A 19,925-nucleotide genomic window follows, 5' to 3' on the forward strand; every position below is an offset into this window, starting at 1 on the left:
GCCAACAGGCCCTGCGCAGGGGCTGTTCGAGCCATTCGGAGATCCAAGGGGTGATGTTCAGTGAACGGCGATCCGCGGTCCCGGGACAGGGCCCAGGATGTAGTCCTGCGTAATCCCGCGTAATCCAGGTGGGGAGGGTGACGGGGTGCCGAAGAACCCGGCCGTCGCGGATCTGATCAAGCAGGCGTGCCAGGAACGCGGCTGGGGGCCCTCAGAGTTGGCACGCGCTCTGGGGCTGGCTGAGAGCGGCGATCCGCGTCGTCTGCAGCGGCAGCACGCCCGGCGCTGGATCGAGGGCGAACGCACCCCGGACCACTGGTGGCCCTACATCGCCCAAGTGCTGGAACTGGATCCGGAGGCGATCAACCTTCCGGAGGCCATGCCGGTGGCACTCCGCACCGATACCGTGGCCTCAGTCCTACACCTGGGAAGGAGCGACGTGGACCGCCGGAACTTCATCGTCGCATCCAGCGGATACGCCCTGTCCGCCCTCGACCTGCCCGACATGGACAGCATCACCCGCAGGACCAAAAGCGCCTCTCCCGGGAGCCTGCGCGTCGGCCGGGGCGAAGTGGCAGCGGTGCGCCACATGGTGAAGACGCTCGGCGACTCGGCCTCCGAACTCGGCGGCGGCCACGCCCGCCACCTCGCCGTCCGCTACCTCACCCAGGACGTCGCTCCCTGGCTGGAGGGCCGATTCACCGAGACCACCGGCCGCGAGCTATTCGCCGCCACCTCCCAGCTGGTGCACCTCGCGGGCTGGATGGCCCAGGACGAAGGCGACACCCCCGAACTGCGCGGGCTCGCCCAGAGCTACTACGCACACTCCTTCCGCCTGGCCGCAGAGGCCGGCGATCCGGAGCTGTCCGCCACCGCCCTGCGGGGGCTCGCCGTGCAGTGCGTCGACCTGGGCTACCGAGCCGAGGCCGTCCAGCTCGGCGAAGCCTGCGTGGACTATGGCCGCCACCTCGACAACTCGCGCGCCGTCGCCTACTACGAGGCCACCCTCGCAAACGCCGCAGCCCAGGACGACGACCGCCGCACGGCCACCAGGCACCTCGCCATGGCCGAGACCGCTATCGGGAAGCCGGTTACCGCGAGCGGCGACTCCTGGGCAGCCCACTACTCCCCCGGCCGATGGGCCCACGAATCCGGCATGATCCTCTCCCGCCTCGGCGACCTCGACGCCGCCGAGGAGCACCTCCACCTCGCCCTCGACATCCACGGCCTCGACCGCCGCCGCACCCGCGCCATCGTCCTGGCCGACCTGGGCGGCGTACGGCTCCGCCAGGGCGATGCCGACGGCGCCCTGGTGACCTGGCGGGACTTCCTCGACTGCGCGGACGGCATCCGCTCCGTGAAGGTCCAAGCCGCCCTCCAGGACATGCGCGTCCGCCTGCGCCGGTACAGGGGAGTCCCGGAGGCCCAGGAGCTGCGCGAGCGGGCGGCCCGGTTCGCTGTTTGAGTCTCATCCGGTGCTCGTGCCACGGCATCGCGCCAGACCCCGTCCGGCTCCATGCCTGGGTGCAGACTGACAACGGAGCCCCGGCCGCCGAGCCATCGTCAATGCTCGCCTACACCGCCGCCCTCACCATTGGAGCCCGCCATCAGCACCAACTCTGACCCGATCCTGTGGATCGGCACCGACACCTGCGCACTCGGCCCCTACCGCGCCGACCTCGTCGAGACGTACTGGCGCTGGGAACAGGACCCCACCCTCCTCGTCGGCTACGGCCGCCAGGCACCCGAGTCCCTCGAAGCACGCACCGAAGGCATGGCCCACCAACTCCGCGGCGAGAACATCCGATTCTCTATCTACGACCGCACCTCCGGCGAGCCCGTACCCGGCGGAGTCGCCACCCTCCTGCCCGACCACGCCGTCCGCACCGCCGAATACATCATCATGCTCGCCCCCGAAGCCCGCGGACGAGGACTCGGCACACAGGCCACCCGCCTGACCCTCGACTGCGCCTTCCACATCACCAACCTGCGCATGGTCTGGCTCAAGGTCCTCGCCCCGAACACAGCCGGCATCCGGGCTTAGGAGAAGGCAGGCTTCCGCACTGCCGGCAACCTCCGGGAAGCCGGGCACTGGCTCGGGCAGACATGCGACGAAGTCATCATGGATGCCGTTGCGGGAGAGTTCCAAGGCCCTTCAGTTGTTAAATCCCTACTGAGCGGCGAGTAAGGCGTTGGTTGCGCTGTCACCGACCAGCTGTCGCTCGGCGCCGACGACCAGGCAGCGTGCTCAGGTCTGCCCTGCATGGCCGGTCTCGTCAATCGGTCCGTGAATGCAATTCCACCGCCTCTCACGTCCTGCCCGTCGTCATGACGAGGTCGGACGGCCCTGCGGCGGTGGCGCCGGTAAGGAAGCAGGGAAGGGCAACCGGAAGCGGCATCTTAAGCCACGCCAGCTGTGCGCTGTGCGCAATTGAGCACCTTCGCCGAATCGATTCGCTTGCTCAGTGCAAAGGTTAGCGTGGCGCGTGCCCCGGCGCTGCCAGGGGCAACAGCGTCCGCCCGATGAACGATCGCGCACCCCCTCCGGAGGCATGATGCAATCCCATGCGCGAAATCCGAGGCCCTCATCCCGTCGTGGCCGCCTGATAGCCATTGCCGTCGCTCTCGTGGCAGTCATCGCCACCGTGTCTGTATGACTCTCGCAGAGAAGCAGTTCCGCCGACGAGTCGGTCTCCGCGAATCTCCCGGTGTCGGGGGCCGGCCAAACCGTTCCTCGGGTGGGAAACGCAGGCGCCGTTACCGAGTTGGACAAGACGTTCCTCACCAAGGTCCCACAAGCCGGCCTATGGGAGATGCCGGCGGGCCGGCTCGCCCAGACGCATGCGTCGAGCGAAGCCGTCAAGCGCGCGGGCATGCACGTGCTCGACGGGCACAGCAAGCTCGATCAGCTGGTCCGCGAGGACTCCGAAGCGTTGAACGTGTCGATTCCCGACCAGGCCACCGCAGAACAGCAAGGCTGGGTAGGCCAGTTGAAGAAGGCCCATGGCCGCGCCTTCGACCAGCTCTTCGTGGAACTCCTCCGGGCGTCCCACGGGAAGGTGTTCATCACCATCGGCGAAGTCCGCGCAACCACCAAGAACACCTTGGTGCGGCGACTGGCGACGCAGGCCAACAACACCGTCCAGGACCACATGGATGTCCTGGAGGACACCGGTCTCGTCACGGACGCCACCCTCGACGACGTCGCGTCGACCATTCCCAAGTGACCCCGGGGCCTGCTACGGCAGATCGGAGGCCACCGCCGCAACGGCAGGTGCCGCCCTTGGCAGACCGCCCTGCTCAGACGAAGGCGAAGTAGCGCAGCCACACGTACAGGAGCGACAGTGCCACCGTCGCCGCCGTGACGATCAGGCCGTACTTGGTGAACTGCCAGAAGGAGATGGGCTGGCGGTTGCGTTCGGCGATGCCGAGGACGACCACGTTGGCGGAGGCTCCGATGGCGGTGGCGTTGCCGCCGAGGTCGGCGCCGAGGGCGAGGGCCCACCACATGACGTGGTCGCTTCCGCCGCCCATGTTGTGAACCAGGTCGCTGGTGATGGGGGCCATGGTCGCGACGTACGGGATGTTGTCGACGACGCCGGAGAGGACGGCGGAGGCGCTCAGCAACGTCATGGAGCCGGCGAGTTCGTTGGATCCGATGAGGTGGGCCAGGCCCTTGGAGATCTCGTTGATGACGCCGGTGTCGATCAGGCCACCGATCATGACGAAGAGCCCGGCGAAGAAGGCCAGGGTGGGCCACTCCACCTCGGCAAGTACGTCGCCGGTCTCGGCGGAGGAGATGGCGACGAGCAGGCCGGCGCCGAGCAGGGCGACGATGCTGGGCGCGTAGTGCAGGACCGGGTGCAGGACGAAGCCGGCCACCACCAGGGCGAGCACGATCAGGCCCTGGATCAGCAAGCGTGAGTCCTTGATGGCCTCGCGCTCCTCCAGCGCCATGATCTCAGCTGCCCGGTCCTCGTTGTAGACGAAGGTCTTGCGGAACATGACCCGGCACAGGGCAACGAGGACGGCGATCAGTACCGCCGAGAGGGGGGCGAGATGGACGAGGAAGTCGTTGAAGGTGAGGCCGGCCCGGCTGGCGATGATGATGTTGGGCGGGTCGCCGACCAGGGTCGCTATGCCGCCGATGTTGGAGGCCAGGACTTCGGCGATGAGGAACGGCGCGGCGGGCAGGGCGAGGCGTTCGCAGACGAGCAGGGTGACGGGCGCGATCAGCAGGACCGTCGTGACGTTGTCGAGGAGCGCCGAAGCCATGGCGGTGATGACGACGAGCATGGCCATGACCCGGAACGGTTTGGCGCGGGCCCGTTTGACCGACCAGATCGCCAGGTACTCGAACAGGCCGGTCTTCTTCAGCACACCGACGATCATCATCATGCCCATGAGCAGGAAGATGACGTTCCAGTCGATGCCGGACTCCGCGGAGTAGAACGCCGACGCATCGTCGGTCGCCCCGATCACCAGCATCAGCCCTGCGCCGCCGAGGGCCACGGCGACGCGGTGGATCTTCTCGCTGATGATCAGGGCGTAGGCGCCGACGAACACGACGATAGCCGCCCAGCTGTGCCAGTTGTTCACGATCCTCCGATGAAAGGTTTCGGCCCCGGGCCCTCACGGCCCGGGCGGGGTGTCGTCAGCTGGGCGCACCGGCGCGAGTCTCCTTGGTGAGCGCGTGCGGGGCCGCGCCCTCGTGAGCGGCGGGGATCGCGGCCAGGTCGTCGACGTGGAAGGCGCGGGCGATCGGTACGTCCGTGGAGCTGTGGGCGGTGATCGAGAAGGCGATGCACACGGCGATGAGCGTGAATGCCTTCTCGGCCTGGGGGATGCCGGACTGGAGCACCAGCAGGCCGTAGACCACCGACGCGAAGCCCTTCGGGCCGAACCAGGCGGCCACCAGCTTCTCCCGGCGGGGGAAGCGTGCGCCGAGCAGTGAGATCAGCAGCGAGGCCGGGCGGATGAGGACGATCGCCAGTACCACGGCCGCGTAGCCGCCCCAGGACAAGGCGCTGAAGAGCTGCGGCGTCAGCAGCGCGCCGAAGACCAGCAGCGCCGCGAACTTCGCCAGCTCCGCCAGTGCCTCGCCGAGCGGTTCGAAGGACCGCCTGGCCTCGGGCGAGACGTGGGCCAGGACCGCGCCGGCCGAGAATGCGGCCAGGTAGGGGTTGGCGTGGGTCAGGTGGCAGGTCGCGTAGAGGATGATGCTGGCGGCCAGCGGCAGCAACGGCTGGAGTTTCGGCTCGGCGCCCAGCAGCCGGAAGCGTACGAGGCCGCCCACGACCAGGGGCAGTGTGATCCCGATGGCCAGGCCGAGCGCCAGCTCCAGCGTGATGGTGGCGAGCGATGCCTCCGCGCTGCCGGCCGTCGGGCCCGCAGCGGCGATGAGGACGAGGACGACGGGGAGGGCGAGGCCGTCGTTGATGCCGCTCTCCACGTTCAGCAGTTGCCGGAGTTTGGCGGGGACTTCGCTCCGCCCGACGATCGCCGAGGCGAATACTGGGTCGGTGGGTGCGAGGACCGCGCCCACCAGGAAGGACGTCGTCCAGTCCAGACCCGCAAGGTAGTGGGTGATCAGTGCCATGAAGACGAACGCGAGCGGCATGCCCAGGCCCAGTGCGCGAGCGGGGCTCTTCCAGTTGGCCCGCGGCTTGGGCAGCGAGACGTGCATGCCGTCGGTGAAGAGCACCGCGAAGAGCGCCAGGTCGGCCGTGACGGACACGATCTCGCTGTCGGGGGTTATGTGGATCAGCCCCAGGAAGCCGTCGCTGACGAGGGCACCGCCGAGGAGGAAGAGCAAGGACGTGGAGAGCACCGTGCGTGCCGCCAATCCCGACAGCAACACCGCCACCAGCAGTGCGGCGCCGAACACCACTACGAGCACCATGACGAAAGCCCCCGATCGGAAGAGAGAGTGATCCCCTGCTCGCCGACCAGACTTCCCGGCACACCGTGCGGAAGCTTACCGATTCTTGATGAGTCTTTGACAGATTACTAACGGGCACCCTGGGGGACGGGAATGTTGCCGGGCTCCGGCAGTGGCGAGACATCGCCGGCCCAGCCGTTGCAGGCCCCGAACGGCCCATTCCCCACCCGCTCCGGCGGCGGTCGGCAAGAGCTGGGCCTAGGCTCACGATCAGGTGCGCCGGGAAGTCTGGTCGGCAATGAGCCCGCCCCTGCCCTGGAGCCCGGATGCCGGACGACTTCCCCGCTCACGAGCACCACGAGCATCGCGGACTGCCGTGGTCGGACAGCCGTCTGCTGCATCCGTTCCGTCACCGCGGCGGCGGGGCCACCTCCAGCCCGGACCACGTCATCGTGCGGCTGCCCAGGGAGGTCACGGTCGAGAACGCCGAGCGCATCCGGAAGAACCTCCAGAAGGTCCTCAGCTCCGGTCCCGCTGTCCTGGAAGTCGACCTCAGCCGGGTCACGCACCTCGACAGCGTTGGCGGGGCGGTGTTCATCACGGCGTCCAGATTGGCGTGGCAGCACGGTACGCGGGTGATTGCCACCCACGCCGGGTCTCAGGTGCGCCGCGCCCTTGGCCAGCTGGGGCTGAGGCGTGTCATCGACGTGTATGAAGGCAGCGACCCCGGCAGGGCTCCCGGTCGCCGGTCAGGAGGCGGCGAGCAGTAGCCGCTCCAGCAGATGGGAGGCGGTGATCACACCGAGCAGCCGCACGCCGCTCTCGTCCTTGTCCACGACCGCCACGAGCGGACTGCGGACCTGCGCCATCAACGCCGCGACCTCCAGAGCCGTGTCGTCAGGCGACGCAACCGGCGGCGTGGGCGCCGACCTCGACAGGCATTCCCGTACGGTACGGCCTGCCAAAGCCTGGCACAGCCGGTCCGCGTGGCGTTCGTCCACCACCGCGGCGAGCGTCGGGTCCTCCACCACATAACCGGGCACCAGGACCTTGACCATCTGGGAGGCCGGCAGGATCGCCGCCGGGGCACCCTTCTCGTCCACCACCAGCAGGCCGGGCAGCCGGTGTTCGGCCATCAGCCGGGCCGCGTCCAGGGCCTCGCTGTCGAGGCTGACCGTCTCGTATTCCACCGCCAGGTCACGTGCGCGCACGATCGGCTCCTGTCTCGCCCTGAGGTGCCGGCCTTCGGCGTCACGGGAGTGGCGCCCGGACGGCACTGGGCACGATACAACCGGCTGGACCGGACGGGACCACGAGGCGGAGCGCTCGCAGGCCGTGCCACACCCCGAAGGCAATGCACTCATTCGGCGTGCGGCTTGGACGCGTGCCGGGCCGTGGGGTTGGCCACCAGGTGGCGGGGGTCGGCGGCACGGGTGATGGCGGATTCGACGGCGGCGATCCGGTCGGCGAGGAGCCCGAGGGCGGCGACGGCGCGGACGACCGGGTCGTCCTCCGTGCCGCCGAGCTTCTGGGCGCGGACGTAGGCGGACTTCAGCTCCGCCCAGCGGACCGACTGTCCGGGGGTGAGGGTGTCACGCAGTTCGGCCAGTTTCAGCAGGTTGGCCTCGGCTCCGGTGGTGAGGGTCTGGGCCTCGGCCGTGTAGTGGTCACCGATGACGGCGGCGAGTTCGTCCTCGTTCATGACCGGCTGGATGCGTTGGGCGATCTTGGTCATATTGCGGTAGGAGCCCTGGAGCTGGAAGGGCGGTTCGGTCCGGGTGGCGTCAGTCTGCGCCGCGGAGGTGATGGATGCGTTGTTGACCGCCAGGACGGTGGCGCGGGCGGTGAGCAGGTGCCGTAGTGCGGCGGTGATGCGGTCCAGTTCGGCGGGGGCGTAGGGGTGTGTGAGCTGGTCGGCGCGGGCGGTGGGGTCGTCGGCGGCGAGTCGGATGAGGATGTCGAGGTCGTCGCGGTTGCGGCCGGCGAGTGGAGCCAGCACGGGGTTCGCGGTGAGGGTGTTCTCGATGAAGCTGAGGGCAAAGACCTCCTCTTTGCCGGTCAGGACGTCGCCCAGGTTCCAGACGTCGGCTCGGTTGGCGAGCATGTCGGGGACCTGGAAGCGACCGCCGGACTCGGTGTAGGGGTTGCCTGCCATGCAGACCGCGAAGCGCTTGCCGCGCAGGTCGTAGGTGCGGGGCTCGCCGTCCCAGACCCCGTCAATGCGGCGGGTGGCGTCGCACAGCGGGATGAACTTCTGGAGCAGCTCGGGTGCGGTGTGCTGGATGTCGTCCAGGTAGAGGAGCGTGTTGTTGCCCGCCGCGAGGGCGAAGTTGATCTTTTCGATCTCCTGACGGGCAGTGGCGTTCGGAGTCTCGGCCGGGTCCAGGGAGGTGACGGTGTGGCCGAGTGCCGGGCCGTTGGCCTTGACAAGGACGAGGCCGAGGCGGTCGGCGACGTACTCCATGAGCGTCGTCTTGCCGTATCCGGGCGGGGAAATGAGCAGGAGCAGGCCGCCGGTGTCGGTGAGCTTGGCCTCGCCCGTGGTGCCGAGTTGCTTGGCAAGGTTGTCGCCGATGAGGGGGAGGTACACCTCGTCGATGAGCCGGTTGCGGACGAAGGACGACATCACCCGAGGCCGGTAGGAGTCCAGGTGGAGCCGTGAGCGCTCGGCCGCCACCAGGGCGGTGCGCCGGCGCTGGTAGGCGCGGTGGCCGGGGATGTCGTGGGTACGGAAGTCGATGGTGCGGGCGAGGAATTCGTCGATACGGATCGTGATCGCGCGGCGGGTGATCCGTGGATGGGTGCCGAGCAGTCCCTCGACGGTCTCGGTCAGCGGTGTTTCGGACTCGTAGCGCGTCAGGTCCGGGCAGAGCTCCGCGGCCACGGCCTCGGCCAGGTCACCGGCGGTGATGTCGGTGCCGGTGGCGGCGGTGTACGAGGAGAGCCACGCCTTGACCAGCTGGCGTCGTGCGGCGAGGTCGTCGAGGATGGCCAGGTCCTCGTCGTAGGCCGAAGTGCCCACCGTGCGGCGGAATTTGTCGAGCAGTGTGCGGGCGCCTGCGCTGAGGACGAACCCGTCGGGACCGGAGGTCAGCTCGTCGAAGAGGTACGCGGCGGCGGACGCTGCCTCGTCCCCGCCGATCGCGGTGGCGAGTTCCGCCTGGAATTCGGCGATCGCCGGGGCCAGGCCGAACGTCTCACGGGCGCGGGCGAGCGAGACCGCGCGACGGGCCCAGACTTCGCGGGCCTCGGCGGCCGTCCCGTGCGCCCAGAAGAGCTGAGCGGCGGCACGGGCCGCGGGCTGGTGGCGCAACAGGCCCGCGCCGTTGTGCAGTCGGAGCAGCACGGCCAGGATCGCGGTGGCATCGTGGTCGTGGATGCCGCGTTCGTAGCCCTCGTCGTACGCCTCCTCCGCGGCCTGTCGTACGAGGGCGGGCAGGTCGGCCGCCGCGAGGGCCGCCGGGCCGTGCTCGTCCAGGAGCCGGGCGGCGAGGTGTTCGGCGCGGTAGACCTCGGGCGACTCCGAGGGCAGGAGCCGGCCCCAGTACGGGCGGGTGGCGGCGAAATCCGGGTCGGTGACCGGGGAGCGGTAGTCGGTGCCGGCCAGGGCGAAGGCGAGGCCGTCGCCCTGAGGGACCAGGGTCAGGTCGAGGGGCTGGGTGTTGACGGCGAAGCGGTGGTGGCCCAGGCGGATGGTCCGGCCGTCGTCGGCGTAGAGGTCGGTGCGGTCCCGCAGGGCGCGGGATGCCTCCTGGCGGGCGGCCTTCAGGCGGCCCTCCAACTCCTCCGCCCGTACCTGGTCGCCGAGTTCACGCAGTTCCTTGGCTATGCCGCGGGCCTTGGCCACCATCGGGTCGGAGGCGAAGTAGGTGGCGACCGCGTCGGCGTCGGCGAGCGTGGCGGCCCGGCGGGCCACGGTCTCCAGGACCCGGGCCGCCGAGGCCGCGAGCTGTTCGGCGCGCCGGGAGCGTGCATCGGCGAGCGTCTGCTTGCGGGCGGAGAACGCCTCGTAGACCTCGGTGCGCTTGTCCGTCAGCTCGCCGAGGAAGTCGTCGAACTCGGCGAAGCGGGACTCCAGGTCCTCCAGTCGTACGAGCATGCGGGCCAGCTGCTCGTCGCACGCCTCCGGGGTGTCCGCGACGGCGAGCGCGCCGGTGACGGCCTGGCCCAGCAGGGCGAACTCGGCGGCGAACTCGGCGCGGCCCTCGTGGTCGAGGAGTTCGCGGCGGTGGGCATCGAGCGTGGCGCGGGCGCGGTTGGCCCCTCCCAGTACCTCCGCGATGCGGCCGAGGACGGACGTACGGACGGTGGCGTCGCCGATGTCGAGGCCCGCGACGACCTCGGTGACGGTCTGGAGTCCGTCGGCCAGCTCGTCGAGCCGGGCGCTGACGGGTGCGGCTTCGGCGACCGTGGTGATCGACTCCGCGTCGGCGACGAGTTGTTCGATGTCCTGGTGGTGGCCGGTGAAGGCGTCCTCGCGGGCCAGGAAGGCGATGGCGCGCTGGCCGAACGAGGCGAGGTCGGCCCCGACGTCGGCGGCGAGGTCGTCGATGCGGGTGGTGTCCGCGTACCGCAGGTCCTTGAGGGTGAGCAGATGGCCCTGGGCCTGCCGCAGTTCGGTCAGGCCCGCCACCCACGCGCTCGCGCTGCGCGGGGCCTCGCCGCGCAGGCGGCGGACCACCGACGCGATACGGTCCGCCGCCTCGCTCAGTGCATCGGCGGCCTTCCGGGTCAGTTCCTGGACGGTCTCGAACTCGCTCAGCACCTGCTCGGCGGTGGCCCGCATCGCGTCCAGCGGGGTGCGCAGATCACCCAGCTCGGCGTCAGCGAGCCAGTGATGGGTGTCCGAAGCACGGGCGCAACCGGCCACCAGCGCCTCGTACACCTCAGTCGTCGGCTTGGTCTCGGCAACGGCGCGAGTAAGAGAGAGACAGTCGGAGAGACCGCGGACGAGGTCGGCGTTGCCCACGCGAGCCAGGGGCCCGGTGCCGACGGGCTGCGCGGCGGCGTGAGTGTCGGAGACATAGGGAGAGCGCCACAGCTGGAGCGGGTGGACGCGGGCCGGTTCGCCACCAATGCCGTGTTGCAGCACCATCAGCGTGCCATCGTCAAAGAGCGCCCAGCCGTGACAGAACAGCGGGGTGGCGACCTCCTTGCGGATCAGGTTGTAGGGCAGCAGCAGGCTGCGGCCCTCGGCGCGCGTGTGGAAGGCGAAGAGCATGTCCTCGCCGTTGGGCGAGCGGACCACGCGCTCGAACTCCAGGCCGGTGGTGTCCGTGTCGAAGACCTTGTACGCACCCGAGGCCAGGCAGTAGCCACCCGGGAAGACGATCCCCTGGTCCTCGGGCAGGCGGCGGCACGCCTGGCCGATGCCGTCGAGGCGCACCACGGCTTTGGTGAGAGCGTTGAAGACCAGGTGGCGGTGGGCGGACTCCTTGTAGGGGCGGATCCTCAGCAGGAGGAGGTCTCCCACGCGTGCATGGGCTATCTCCGCGTCGGCGAGGGACTGGAGCGGCTCGTCCACCGGTTCGGTGTAGATCCCCTCGCCAGTCTCGGTGTCGTTCGCCACCTTGATGGTGAGGGTGCCGTTCGCCGTACCGACGAATACCTCGCCCGCGATGGAGACGTGCGGGTGGCGGCCGAGGACATGGTCCTCTCGAGTTGCCTCGGTCCACTGGAAGTCGTGCGAGGCCGGAAGGACGTGATCGCGCTCCCCGCGCGAGTCGAGGAAGGGGACCCGGCTTCCGTCGTCGGCGGCAGACCAACGCAGCACCCGGATGTCGTCGGTCTTCTCACCGGTCTGGAAGACGGCGAGAAGCTTGCCCTCGACCCGGCGCAGCTGGAGGAGCCGGACCTCACGGTAATAGCGGTGCAGGGCGGCGAATTCCCTGACGAAAGCGGGGTCGTCGAGAAGGCCGGGAACAGCGTCCTCGTCCAGCCGGTTCAGGTCGCGGTCGTACAGCGCGAAGACCTCGCCCGGGGCGGTCTCGGACGTGGCTCCGGGCGGGGCGCCGTATCCGAACAGCAGGGCATCGCCGATGGCGACGATGTCGCGGGGCAGGCAGGTGTGCTCGGTGCGCAGCCGCTCGGTGCCGGTGAGTACGAGCCGCGTCGCCCCGAACTCCGCGGTGCGGCGGATGTTGAGTTCCTCGGCCCGGCGGGCGAGTTCGGCGGCCTGCGCGGCGAGCCGGTCGCGCAGTACCTCGTACGTACCGGTGTCCAGGCCGGTTGCCCCGGTTGACATGGGGTGCGGTTCCCTTCGCAAAGGTGCGGACCGGAGCTGCCGTCCCCTGTGCGGCAGCTCCGGTCGACGCGGGTGATCAAGCCTTGACGGTGCCGTTGGCTTCGTGGGTGCTGTTGCCGCCGTTGAGGGCGGTCAGAGGTAGGTCGGCCAGGCCCAGTTCGCCGGCCTTGTCCATCAGTTGCCGCAGCTGACCGGCGTTGGCTCCGTCTCCGGTCTTCATCAGCTTCATCAGCAGCGCGGAGACGGTCAGGTTCTGTACGTCCGCCGTCGACACCGAGCCGAGGATCCGGGCGATGTCGTCGGTGAAGCTCGCCGAGCCGTCCAGCCAGGGCTTCGCCAGGGCCTGCGCGGTCTCGGAGTGCTGGACGAAGCCGTCGACGCCCTTGCCGAGCGCGATCGAGGACACCAGCCGGTCGAAGAAGACCGACTCCCCGCCGACGATGTTGATGTCGGCGTTCTCCAGACCGGTCGCGATGACCGTGGCCTGGGCCTCGGCGACCTGGCGCTGGACGTCGAGTCCGGCCAGGCGGATCTCCTTCTCGGCCTGGATGCGCAGCCGGTACTCCTCGTGACCGCGGGACGCCTCGTCCAGCGCGGCCATCGCGGCGGCCTTCTCCGTGAGGCCCGCCGCCTCCGCCTTGAGCTTCTCGCCGATCGCCGTGGCCTCGGCCAGGGCCTTCGCCCGCACGCCCTCGGCCTCGGCGCGCAGCCGTGCCTCGGCGGCCTCCGCCTCGGCGCGGCCCGCCTTCTCGACGACCTCGGCCTCCTTGTCGCGGACCTGTACGGCCGCGAGCCCTTCCGCCGCCGACTCGGCCTGGATGCCCTCGGCGAGCCGTACCTTGGCGCGCGCGTCGAGATCGGCGGACTTCAACCGGGCCTCGGCCAGCGTCAGTTCCTCTGCGGCCCGGTGGGTGGCGGCCTGCTCGGCGGCCTCCGCGGCCTTGATGTCCTTGACCAGCTTCTCCTGCGCCTCCGCCTCGGCGGCGATGATCACTGCCTGCCGACCGCGCTCAGCCTCCTCCACAGCCCGCAGCTTCTTGATGGACTCCTCCTGCTCGGCGACCGTACGGTCCACCGCCACCCGCTCCCGGATGACCTCGGCGATCTCCCGCTTCTCCGCCTCGACCTCCTTCTCGGCGGAAATCCGGGTCAGTTGCGTCTCCCGCTCCCGGGCGATGACCTCCAGCAGGCGGTCCTTCTCGATGCGCTCGTTCTCGACGGCGATGACCCGCTCGCGGTTCTTCGCGGCGACCGCGACCTCCCGCTCCTGGTTCTCGCGCTGCACCCCCAGCTGCTCCTCGGTGCGCAGGAACGCGCCCTGCGCCCGCAGCCGCTCCTCCTCCACCACCCGTGCCGTCTCGGCCTCCTCGCGGGCCCGTGAGGTGTCGATCTCGCGCTTCTGCTTGATCTCGGCGTCCGCCTGCCGGCGCTGCAGTTCGAGGATGGCCTCGCGGGCGTCGACGTTCTGCCGGGTGATCTCCTTCTCCTCGGTGCGCTGGAACTCGTTGGTGCGTACGTGCTCCACCGTGGTCAGCTCGGTGATCTTCCGGATGCCCTGGGCGTCGAGGACGTTGTGAGGGTCGAGCTGGCTGAGCGGCGTCTGCTCCAGGTAGTCGATCGCCGCGTCCTCCAGGTGGTAACCGTTCAGGTCGACACCGATGAGCTCGATGATCTTGTACCGCAGCTCCTCGCGCTTGGTGTACAGGTCGGTGAAGTCCAGCTGCTTGCCAACCGTCTTGAGCGCCTCGGAGAACTTCGCGTGGAACAGCTCCTGCAACGTGCGCTGGTCGCTGGCCCGCTGCGTACCGACGGCCTGGGCGACCTTGATGACGTCCTCGACGGTCTTGTTGACCTTCACGAAGAACGAAATGCGGATGTCCGCACGGATGTTGTCCCGGCAGATCAGCCCGTCCTTGCCGGCCCGCGTGATCTCGATGGCCTTCACCGAGATGTCCATCACCTCGGCCTTGTGCAGCACCGGCAGTACGACCTGCCCGGTGAAGGTCACATCGACCTTCCGCATCTTCGAGACGATCAGTGCCTTGCCCTGCTCCACCTTGCGGAACAGGCGGGAGAAGACCAGCAGCATGCCGACGGCGGCGAGCAGGACAACGGCTATGAGCGCACCGATGCCCACGGTGAGGGGATCCATGAGAGACGTCCTTGAAGCGTGAGGAAGCGGAAGTGTGAAGGGGCGCGCCGGTCCTGGAGTCAGGCGGCGTGGCCGCGCGGGGCTAGCGCCGCGACGTAGGGCGCGGCCCGGAAGTGCTCGCCGGTGTCGTCGTAGGCGTACAACAGCCCGGGGACGCCGTACGTCAGGGGTTCGGCGCCCGCCTGGCGCACCCGGATCGCGGATCCGTCCTGGTCGGCGACCTCGGCCCGGCGGAGGCCCGCGTCCACCTGTCCGGTGCGAAGGGTGCGGGTCAACCCGGTGAAGTTGGCTCGGGGCGGCCCGGGTTCGTCAGGGAAGAGGCGGCGCAGTGGTCCTACCAGAACCCCTGTCACACGCCACGCGCCCAGCAGCGCTGCCGCCAGAACAGCAACGCGGACCAGCGCCCGGCCCATGCCCGGCGCAACGACCGGATCCAGCAGCAAGGTCCCGGCCAGACTCACCAACCAGGCCACCGCCGTCAGAAGGGAGAACGCGACCACGACCGGCACCCCGCCCATCCCCCAGGCATCGAGGTCCGCGTCCGAGTCAAAAGCGTCGGGCGTGGTCACGCCAACGGCGACCAGCAGCCAGAAGGCCACAACCACGCCCAGAGCGGCCGTGAACACGAGGGTGGGAAAGCCGGCGGCAGCCATAAGAAACGTCCCCATGCCCGCCCTCCCCGATCGTCCTGTTCCGGTCCGTGCCCGCGCTGTGCCCCGCCCCGTGCGGCAGCCAGGGGAGACGGCCCGCGACACCCCCTACCTGCCGGTATCCGGCATCGGGACCGTCCCCTGTGCTCCCCCACGACCATCCTGCCCCCACCCGCACCCCACCCGCATTGCCGGTTTCCGGCAGTCTTCATTAGGGTCTTCATGCCAGGTTGCCGCTAAGAAGGCGTCACCGGCGCGTCAAGAAACCGGGGGAACTGTGGCGGAGTGCGAGATACCTGAGGACTATCTGGCGGGCTACGCGCAGATCCTGGCCGACGTCTCATCCACCGGCCGCCGACTGAGCCGCGACGAGATCACCTCCCGCCGCGCTCTCGGAGAACAGGCCGCCGAAGCCGGACTCGGTCTCCGCTCCCTGGTCAACGGGCACCTCACCGCCACCCGCACCGCCTGGCCCGCCTACCCCACCTCGACGGACAGCGTGCTCGCCGCCGTGCAGCAGGCCATCGACGCCTTCGCCGAGGGCTACGAGCGCGCCCAGCACCTGGCCGTACGCCAGGAGGAAGCCGCCCGCCGCGAGTTCATCGACGACCTCCTCTACGGCCGAAGCGACCTCGGCCGCCTCGCCGAGCGCGCCGAACGCTTCGGCTTGCGCCTCTCCCACGCCCACGCGGTCGCCGTGGCCCAGGGACCGGCCGCGTACGACGAGGGTGACGCGGTGCTGCGCCGGGTCGAGCGGTCCCTCATCGCCCGGTTCGGCGACCGCAGCATTCTGCTGACCACCAAGGGCGGGCGCATGCTGTGCATCGCGCCCGGCGACCAGGACGAGATCCTCCTCCACTTCGCCAAACAGGCGTACGCGGCCACGGACGGCGGCCGGGTCGCCATCGGCCGCCCCCAGCCGGGCCCCGGCGGCGTCGTCCAGTCGTACGAGGAGGCCCTCAACACCCTGGACCTCGCCGACCGCATGGAGCTCGACGACCCGGTGCTGCGCGCCGCCGACCTGCTCGTCTATCCCGTCCTCACCCGCGACCGGCAGGCCATGGCCGACCTGGTCCACAGCGCACTCGGCCCACTCACCGCCGCCCGCGGCGGACCCCAGCCCCTGCTGGACACCCTCACCGCCTACTTCAACTCCGGCTGCATCGCCGCCGAAGCCGCCCGCCGTCTCTCCCTCAGCGTGCGCGCCCTGACCTACCGCCTGGAACGCATCCACACCCTGACCGGCGCCAACCCCGCCGACCCCGACCACCGCTACATGCTCCAGACCGCGGTGATCGGTGCCCGGCTGCTCGACTGGCCGGCCAAGGCGCCGTGAATGCCATGGCGCCGCCCCCGAAGCGCCGCCGGGAGTAGCCGAAAGGCGGCACACACTTATTCACCAGCCGGTTCGGGAGAGCTGCCGGACGGACACGGGTCAGCTGTGCGAGGGGCGAGGGCGACGTGGCCGGCCGACTGGGCATGCGGCAGTCGGCGCACGGCTTTGAAAGCCAGCGGAATCACGGCCGCGACGGCGGAGACGATTCCCGCGGTCAGGGTGACCCGGGAGGGGCCGAACACCCGGGCCAGGGGGCCGACACACAGTTGGCCGACAGGGACGGTGAGGTAGGACAGCAGGTCGTTGTAGGACGAGACGCGGGACAGCACACGCGCGGGAACGTGTTCCTGGAGTGAGGTGTCCCAGCCGATGCCTGATGCGGCGAAGCCCAGTCCGGCGACGAAGGCACCGGTGAGCAGCCAGGGGGTGTTCAGGTGTGTGCCGAGTACGAGCAGGGGCAGCGCGCCGAGCGCGCTCATCAGCTGTCCCAGCCGGAGCAGATGTCTGACCACCAGTCGGTACATCAGCGCACTCATGACCAGCAGGCCGATGCCGCGGACGCTGAGCACGAATCCCCATGTCGCCTCTCCGTCGATCTGCCGGGTGAGTGCCGGCCCGAGGATTTGCCAGGTGCCGGTCTGTACCAGGTTGATGGCGCAGAAGGACAGGGTTCCCAGCCACACCCAGCGGATGCGGCGGAACTCGGTCCAGCCCTCGCGGATGCTGGTCAGCAGGGGTGTTGGCCGGGTCGTGGCCGCTCCGGTGGTGAGGGGCAGGCGGGCGAGGCAGCCCGCCGCGAGGAGGTAGGTGAACGCGTCAAAGGCGATGGCCGGCCCGCTTCCGGTCACCACGACGAGTACGCCGGACAGGCTGGGCCCCAGGATCTTCGTGGCGTTGCGCACCACTCCCAGCAGCGCGTTCGCCTGGCGGAGCCGGGCCTTGTCGACGAGCTGGGGTACGACACCGCGCAGCGCCGGAGTGGTGAACGCGGCGAGGGTGCCGTTGAGGAATTCCAGTACGGCTACGGGAAGCAGCGCGTAGTGGCCGGTCAGCAGCAGCCCGGCGACGCAGCCTTGGGTGAGTGCCGAGCCCAGGTTCGTCGCCGCCAGTACCGTCCGGCGGGGCAAGCGGTCGGCGGTGGCTCCGCCGACGAGGAGAAAGGCGAGCAGCGGCAGCATGCGGGCGGCGAGGACGATACCGAGATCGCTGGTGCTGCCCGAGGCGTCCAGGACCGCAAAGGTCAGCGCCACGGGTGCCATCGAGCTGCCGAGGAGGGTCACCAGTTGCCCGGTGAAGAGTCGGCGGAAGTCTGCCTGTGTCAGGAGGTGTGAGCGCACCGGCCGAAGTCTTCGTGAGTGTCCGGGCGATCAGTACTGTTTCGGTGGGAGGCGAAAGATGGTGCTGCTGCGGTTGAGTCCGATGGCCTTGTCGCGGTCGCGGTTCGCGCTGTCACCGCTCGCGGAGACGCTGGGTTCGATGATCGTGCTCGGCAAGCCGTGCTCCGACCCGTGGCTGGCTCGCTGGCACGGTCGCCACCATCCCGCCTTCGCCGCCACTCTCGACACGGACCCCTTCGCCAAGGGCCTGGTCACGCTGTTCGGATCGACCAAATGGCTGCCCGAGTTCGTGGCGATGCCGCCCAGCGGCGGCATGCGCACCACCCTCACCAGCGAGCTGGAGAAGGTCGCTCGCGTGCCCGACGAGGAGGTGCGTGCCGGCCTGGCGAAGTCCGTCTCCCACAGCTGGAAGCGACATGATCTGAGCTGGCTGGACGGACACGAGTGGGGAGCCAGAACGGCCGACCTGCTCCGGCGCGTATGGGACACCCATATCTCTCCTGACTGGCCGCGCCGCCGGGCCCTGCTCGAACGCGATGTCACCTACCGGGCCGGACTGCTGGCCGCCTACGGCTGGCCCCGCGCCCTTGCGCACATGAGCCGCCGCAGCGCCTGGGTCGGCACCGACGCCATCCGCTTCGGCAACCGACCCGGTCCCGACCGCGTCGTCGGCGACGAGGGAATGCTGTTCGTACCGGTGAGCGTCGCCAGCGGCACCTGGCTGTGCGCCGCCCCGCCGGACAAGTACGCACAGGTCTACCCGGCCCGCGGATACGCCGCGACGACCGACCGCTCTCGGCCACACCACGCCCTGGAACAACTCATCGGCACCGGCCGGGCCGCCATTCTCCGCGCCCTCGAACACCCCGCGACCAGCAGCGAACTGGCCGCACACCTCAACCGGTCACTCGGCACCATCGGCGGCCATCTGGGAGTACTGCGCGACGCCGACCTCATCGCCGGGACCAGAGTCGGCCGACGGGTGGTCTACCGGCGCACCGAGTCCGGTGATCTGCTCGCCGGACAGCGTGAATCTTGAGCGCGGAGGCGGGACGCCAGGCCACCGGGCCGGGTGTCCAGGGGACTCCCCCGGTCTTCTGCGCGACTCACGGCAGGCGGTTGGTGCTGCCGGGCTGCGGTTCGGCGGCGTTGAGTTCGGTGACAACGGCGGTGGGCTTCCCGGCGAGGGCCACCCCGATGTAGCGGTTGATGCCGGGCAGGCCCGCGGCCTTCAAGATGCCGCGTCGGAGGTGCAGTTGCCAGGCGGCGTCCGGGACGAACCACCGGGCGGCCTTGCGTGCAGTGCGCTGTTTGTCGGCGACCACCGGCCGCCAGATGCGTTCGTAGTGGTCCAGTGCGGCTTCGACCGAGTCGCTGCGGTGGAGTTGTTCGGCCAGGACGTAGGCGCCGGCGATGCCCAGGGACGCGCCTTGTCCGGCGAGGAGGGAAACGGCCTGGCAGGCGTCGCCCACGAGCGTGACCCGGCTACGGCTCCAGTGCGGCAGGTCGATCTGGGCGACCTGGTCGTAGTAGACGCAGTCAGCGGGTGGGCACTGCTCCAGTGCCCGAGGCACGACCCAGCCGAGCCCGGCGTACTCCCGTAGGAGCGCGGAGCGGACATCGGTGGGCAGGGTTGGGTCGGGGGTGCGGTGTACGGCGAAGGCGGCCACCCTGCCGTCGCGCAGGCCGTAGAAGCCCATCTGCCGGCCGAGCGTGTCGGTGAGGCAGAACCGGTCCCGCACCTGGGCGTGAACGTCCGGAGCATCGAAGACGAACGCGGCAGTGTGAAAGCCGAGATAGCGCAGGCAGCGTGCCTCATCACCGTGGACCATGGAGCGCACGGTGGAGTGGATGCCATCGGCTCCGACGAGCAGATCGGCGGTGAGGGTGCTGCCGTCCGTGAGGGTCAGGCATACGCCGGTGGCGTGGTTGTCGATGTGCCGGATGCTGGTGGCGAAGCGCAGGTCGACCCGCTCGGAGAGGCTCTCGCGAAGGGCCTGTTCGAGGTCGGGCCGCATGAGGCTCAGCAATCGGCCCCGTACCGCCCGGCCGAACTGCGCATACGTCAGCCGGGCGCGGGTGTGCCCGTTGTCGTCGACGGAGGCGGCTTCCTCGACCGGGTAGGCGAGCTGTTGCAGCCGGGGCAGGACACCCATGGCATCGACGGCGTCATAGCCGGGTCCGAAAAAGTCGATCATGTATCCCTGAGTGCGGGGGCCGGACGCCTTCTCCAGCACCACGACCTCCCAGCCGAGGGTGTCCAGGCGCTGAGCGAGGGCGAGGCCGGCGATCCCGGCACCGCAGATGACTGCCTTCATGCGGAAC

General features: G+C 69.7%; 14 protein-coding genes. 6 read left to right on the forward strand and 8 right to left on the reverse strand.

Annotated elements, in window-relative coordinates:
- Positions 1 to 145: 145 nt before the first annotated feature.
- The 3 genes from ABR737_RS16730 (at position 146) to ABR737_RS16740 (ending at position 3,227) form a co-directional block, all read left to right on the forward strand.
- A complete protein-coding gene (locus tag ABR737_RS16730) occupies positions 146 to 1,465 on the forward strand; it encodes an NsdA family TPR-like regulatory protein (protein ID WP_350250965.1) in 1,320 nt (439 codons plus the stop codon).
- 129 nt (positions 1,466 to 1,594) lie between these two features.
- The gene (locus ABR737_RS16735) at positions 1,595 to 2,044 is read left to right on the forward strand and encodes a GNAT family N-acetyltransferase (RefSeq protein WP_350250966.1); all 450 of its coding nucleotides are present in this window, start codon (positions 1,595 to 1,597) and stop codon (positions 2,042 to 2,044) included.
- Positions 2,045 to 2,738: 694 nt separating this feature from the next.
- A complete protein-coding gene (locus ABR737_RS16740) occupies positions 2,739 to 3,227 on the forward strand; it encodes a DUF4142 domain-containing protein (RefSeq protein ID WP_350250967.1) in 489 nt (162 codons plus the stop codon).
- Between the two features lie 73 nt (positions 3,228 to 3,300).
- On the opposite strand, the gene ABR737_RS16745 is transcribed toward ABR737_RS16740, so the two are convergent.
- Together ABR737_RS16745 and ABR737_RS16750 are read right to left on the reverse strand one after the other, a co-directional pair.
- Positions 3,301 to 4,599: an ArsB/NhaD family transporter gene (locus tag ABR737_RS16745; RefSeq protein ID WP_350250968.1), complete on the reverse strand. Its 1,299-nt coding sequence runs from the start codon at positions 4,597 to 4,599 to the stop codon at positions 3,301 to 3,303.
- Positions 4,600 to 4,654: 55 nt separating this feature from the next.
- Positions 4,655 to 5,902 carry a cation:proton antiporter gene (locus ABR737_RS16750; RefSeq protein ID WP_350250969.1) on the reverse strand — a complete coding sequence of 416 codons (1,248 nt, stop codon included), beginning with the start codon at positions 5,900 to 5,902 and terminating at the stop codon, positions 4,655 to 4,657.
- A gap of 305 nt (positions 5,903 to 6,207) precedes the next feature.
- Between ABR737_RS16750 and ABR737_RS16755 the strand changes: the two genes are divergently transcribed.
- On the forward strand, positions 6,208 to 6,651 hold the full coding sequence (locus ABR737_RS16755; RefSeq protein WP_350250970.1) for an STAS domain-containing protein: 444 nt from the start codon (positions 6,208 to 6,210) through the stop codon (positions 6,649 to 6,651).
- On the opposite strand, the gene ABR737_RS16760 is transcribed toward ABR737_RS16755, so the two are convergent.
- The 4 genes from ABR737_RS16760 to ABR737_RS16775 form a co-directional block, all read right to left on the reverse strand.
- Entirely contained in the window at positions 6,631 to 7,092 is a 462-nt protein-coding gene (locus ABR737_RS16760; RefSeq protein ID WP_350250971.1) for a CBS domain-containing protein, read from the reverse strand. The two genes, ABR737_RS16755 and ABR737_RS16760, sit on opposite strands and share 21 nt — an antisense overlap.
- A gap of 149 nt (positions 7,093 to 7,241) precedes the next feature.
- Positions 7,242 to 12,125: a DNA repair ATPase gene (locus ABR737_RS16765; RefSeq protein ID WP_350250972.1), complete on the reverse strand. Its 4,884-nt coding sequence runs from the start codon at positions 12,123 to 12,125 to the stop codon at positions 7,242 to 7,244.
- A 76-nt stretch (positions 12,126 to 12,201) separates the two neighbouring features.
- On the reverse strand, positions 12,202 to 14,277 hold the full coding sequence (locus ABR737_RS16770; RefSeq protein ID WP_350250973.1) for a flotillin family protein: 2,076 nt from the start codon (positions 14,275 to 14,277) through the stop codon (positions 12,202 to 12,204).
- Between the two features lie 59 nt (positions 14,278 to 14,336).
- A complete protein-coding gene (locus ABR737_RS16775; protein WP_350250974.1) occupies positions 14,337 to 14,945 on the reverse strand; it encodes a hypothetical protein in 609 nt (202 codons plus the stop codon).
- Between the two features lie 259 nt (positions 14,946 to 15,204).
- On the opposite strand from ABR737_RS16775, the gene ABR737_RS16780 reads away from it, so the two are divergent.
- Positions 15,205 to 16,263 (forward strand): PucR family transcriptional regulator, encoded by a 1,059-nt coding sequence (locus ABR737_RS16780; protein WP_350250975.1) that lies wholly within the window; start codon positions 15,205 to 15,207, stop codon positions 16,261 to 16,263.
- Positions 16,264 to 16,319: 56 nt separating this feature from the next.
- Here ABR737_RS16780 and ABR737_RS16785 read toward each other — a convergent pair whose 3' ends face one another.
- Positions 16,320 to 17,600, reverse strand: coding sequence for an MFS transporter (locus tag ABR737_RS16785; RefSeq protein ID WP_350250976.1), 1,281 nt, complete (start codon positions 17,598 to 17,600; stop codon positions 16,320 to 16,322).
- Between the two features lie 58 nt (positions 17,601 to 17,658).
- On the opposite strand from ABR737_RS16785, the gene ABR737_RS16790 reads away from it, so the two are divergent.
- Positions 17,659 to 18,639 (forward strand): winged helix-turn-helix domain-containing protein, encoded by a 981-nt coding sequence (locus tag ABR737_RS16790; protein ID WP_350250977.1) that lies wholly within the window; start codon positions 17,659 to 17,661, stop codon positions 18,637 to 18,639.
- A gap of 67 nt (positions 18,640 to 18,706) precedes the next feature.
- On the opposite strand, the gene ABR737_RS16795 is transcribed toward ABR737_RS16790, so the two are convergent.
- Positions 18,707 to 19,918, reverse strand: a complete 1,212-nt coding sequence (locus ABR737_RS16795; RefSeq protein WP_350250978.1) for an FAD-dependent monooxygenase — start codon at positions 19,916 to 19,918, stop codon at positions 18,707 to 18,709.
- Between the last annotated feature and the right edge of the window lie 7 nt (positions 19,919 to 19,925).

The sequence above is a fragment of the Streptomyces sp. Edi2 genome, from assembly GCF_040253635.1.
Classification (GTDB): Bacteria; Actinomycetota; Actinomycetes; order Streptomycetales; family Streptomycetaceae; genus Streptomyces.

What these genes read in the sequence shown, in the direction of transcription:
- ABR737_RS16750 (WP_350250969.1), bottom strand. Translation starts at nt 5,902, where the DNA reads ATGGTGCTCGTAGTGGTGTTCGGCGCCGCACTGCTGGTGGCGGTGTTG.
- ABR737_RS16755 (WP_350250970.1), top strand. Translation starts at nt 6,208, where the DNA reads ATGCCGGACGACTTCCCCGCTCACGAGCACCACGAGCATCGCGGACTG.
- ABR737_RS16765 (WP_350250972.1), bottom strand. Translation starts at nt 12,125, where the DNA reads ATGTCAACCGGGGCAACCGGCCTGGACACCGGTACGTACGAGGTACTG.
- ABR737_RS16770 (WP_350250973.1), bottom strand. Translation starts at nt 14,277, where the DNA reads ATGGATCCCCTCACCGTGGGCATCGGTGCGCTCATAGCCGTTGTCCTG.
- ABR737_RS16775 (WP_350250974.1), bottom strand. Translation starts at nt 14,945, where the DNA reads ATGGGGACGTTTCTTATGGCTGCCGCCGGCTTTCCCACCCTCGTGTTC.
- ABR737_RS16790 (WP_350250977.1), top strand. Translation starts at nt 17,659, where the DNA reads ATGGTGCTGCTGCGGTTGAGTCCGATGGCCTTGTCGCGGTCGCGGTTC.
- ABR737_RS16795 (WP_350250978.1), bottom strand. Translation starts at nt 19,918, where the DNA reads ATGAAGGCAGTCATCTGCGGTGCCGGGATCGCCGGCCTCGCCCTCGCT.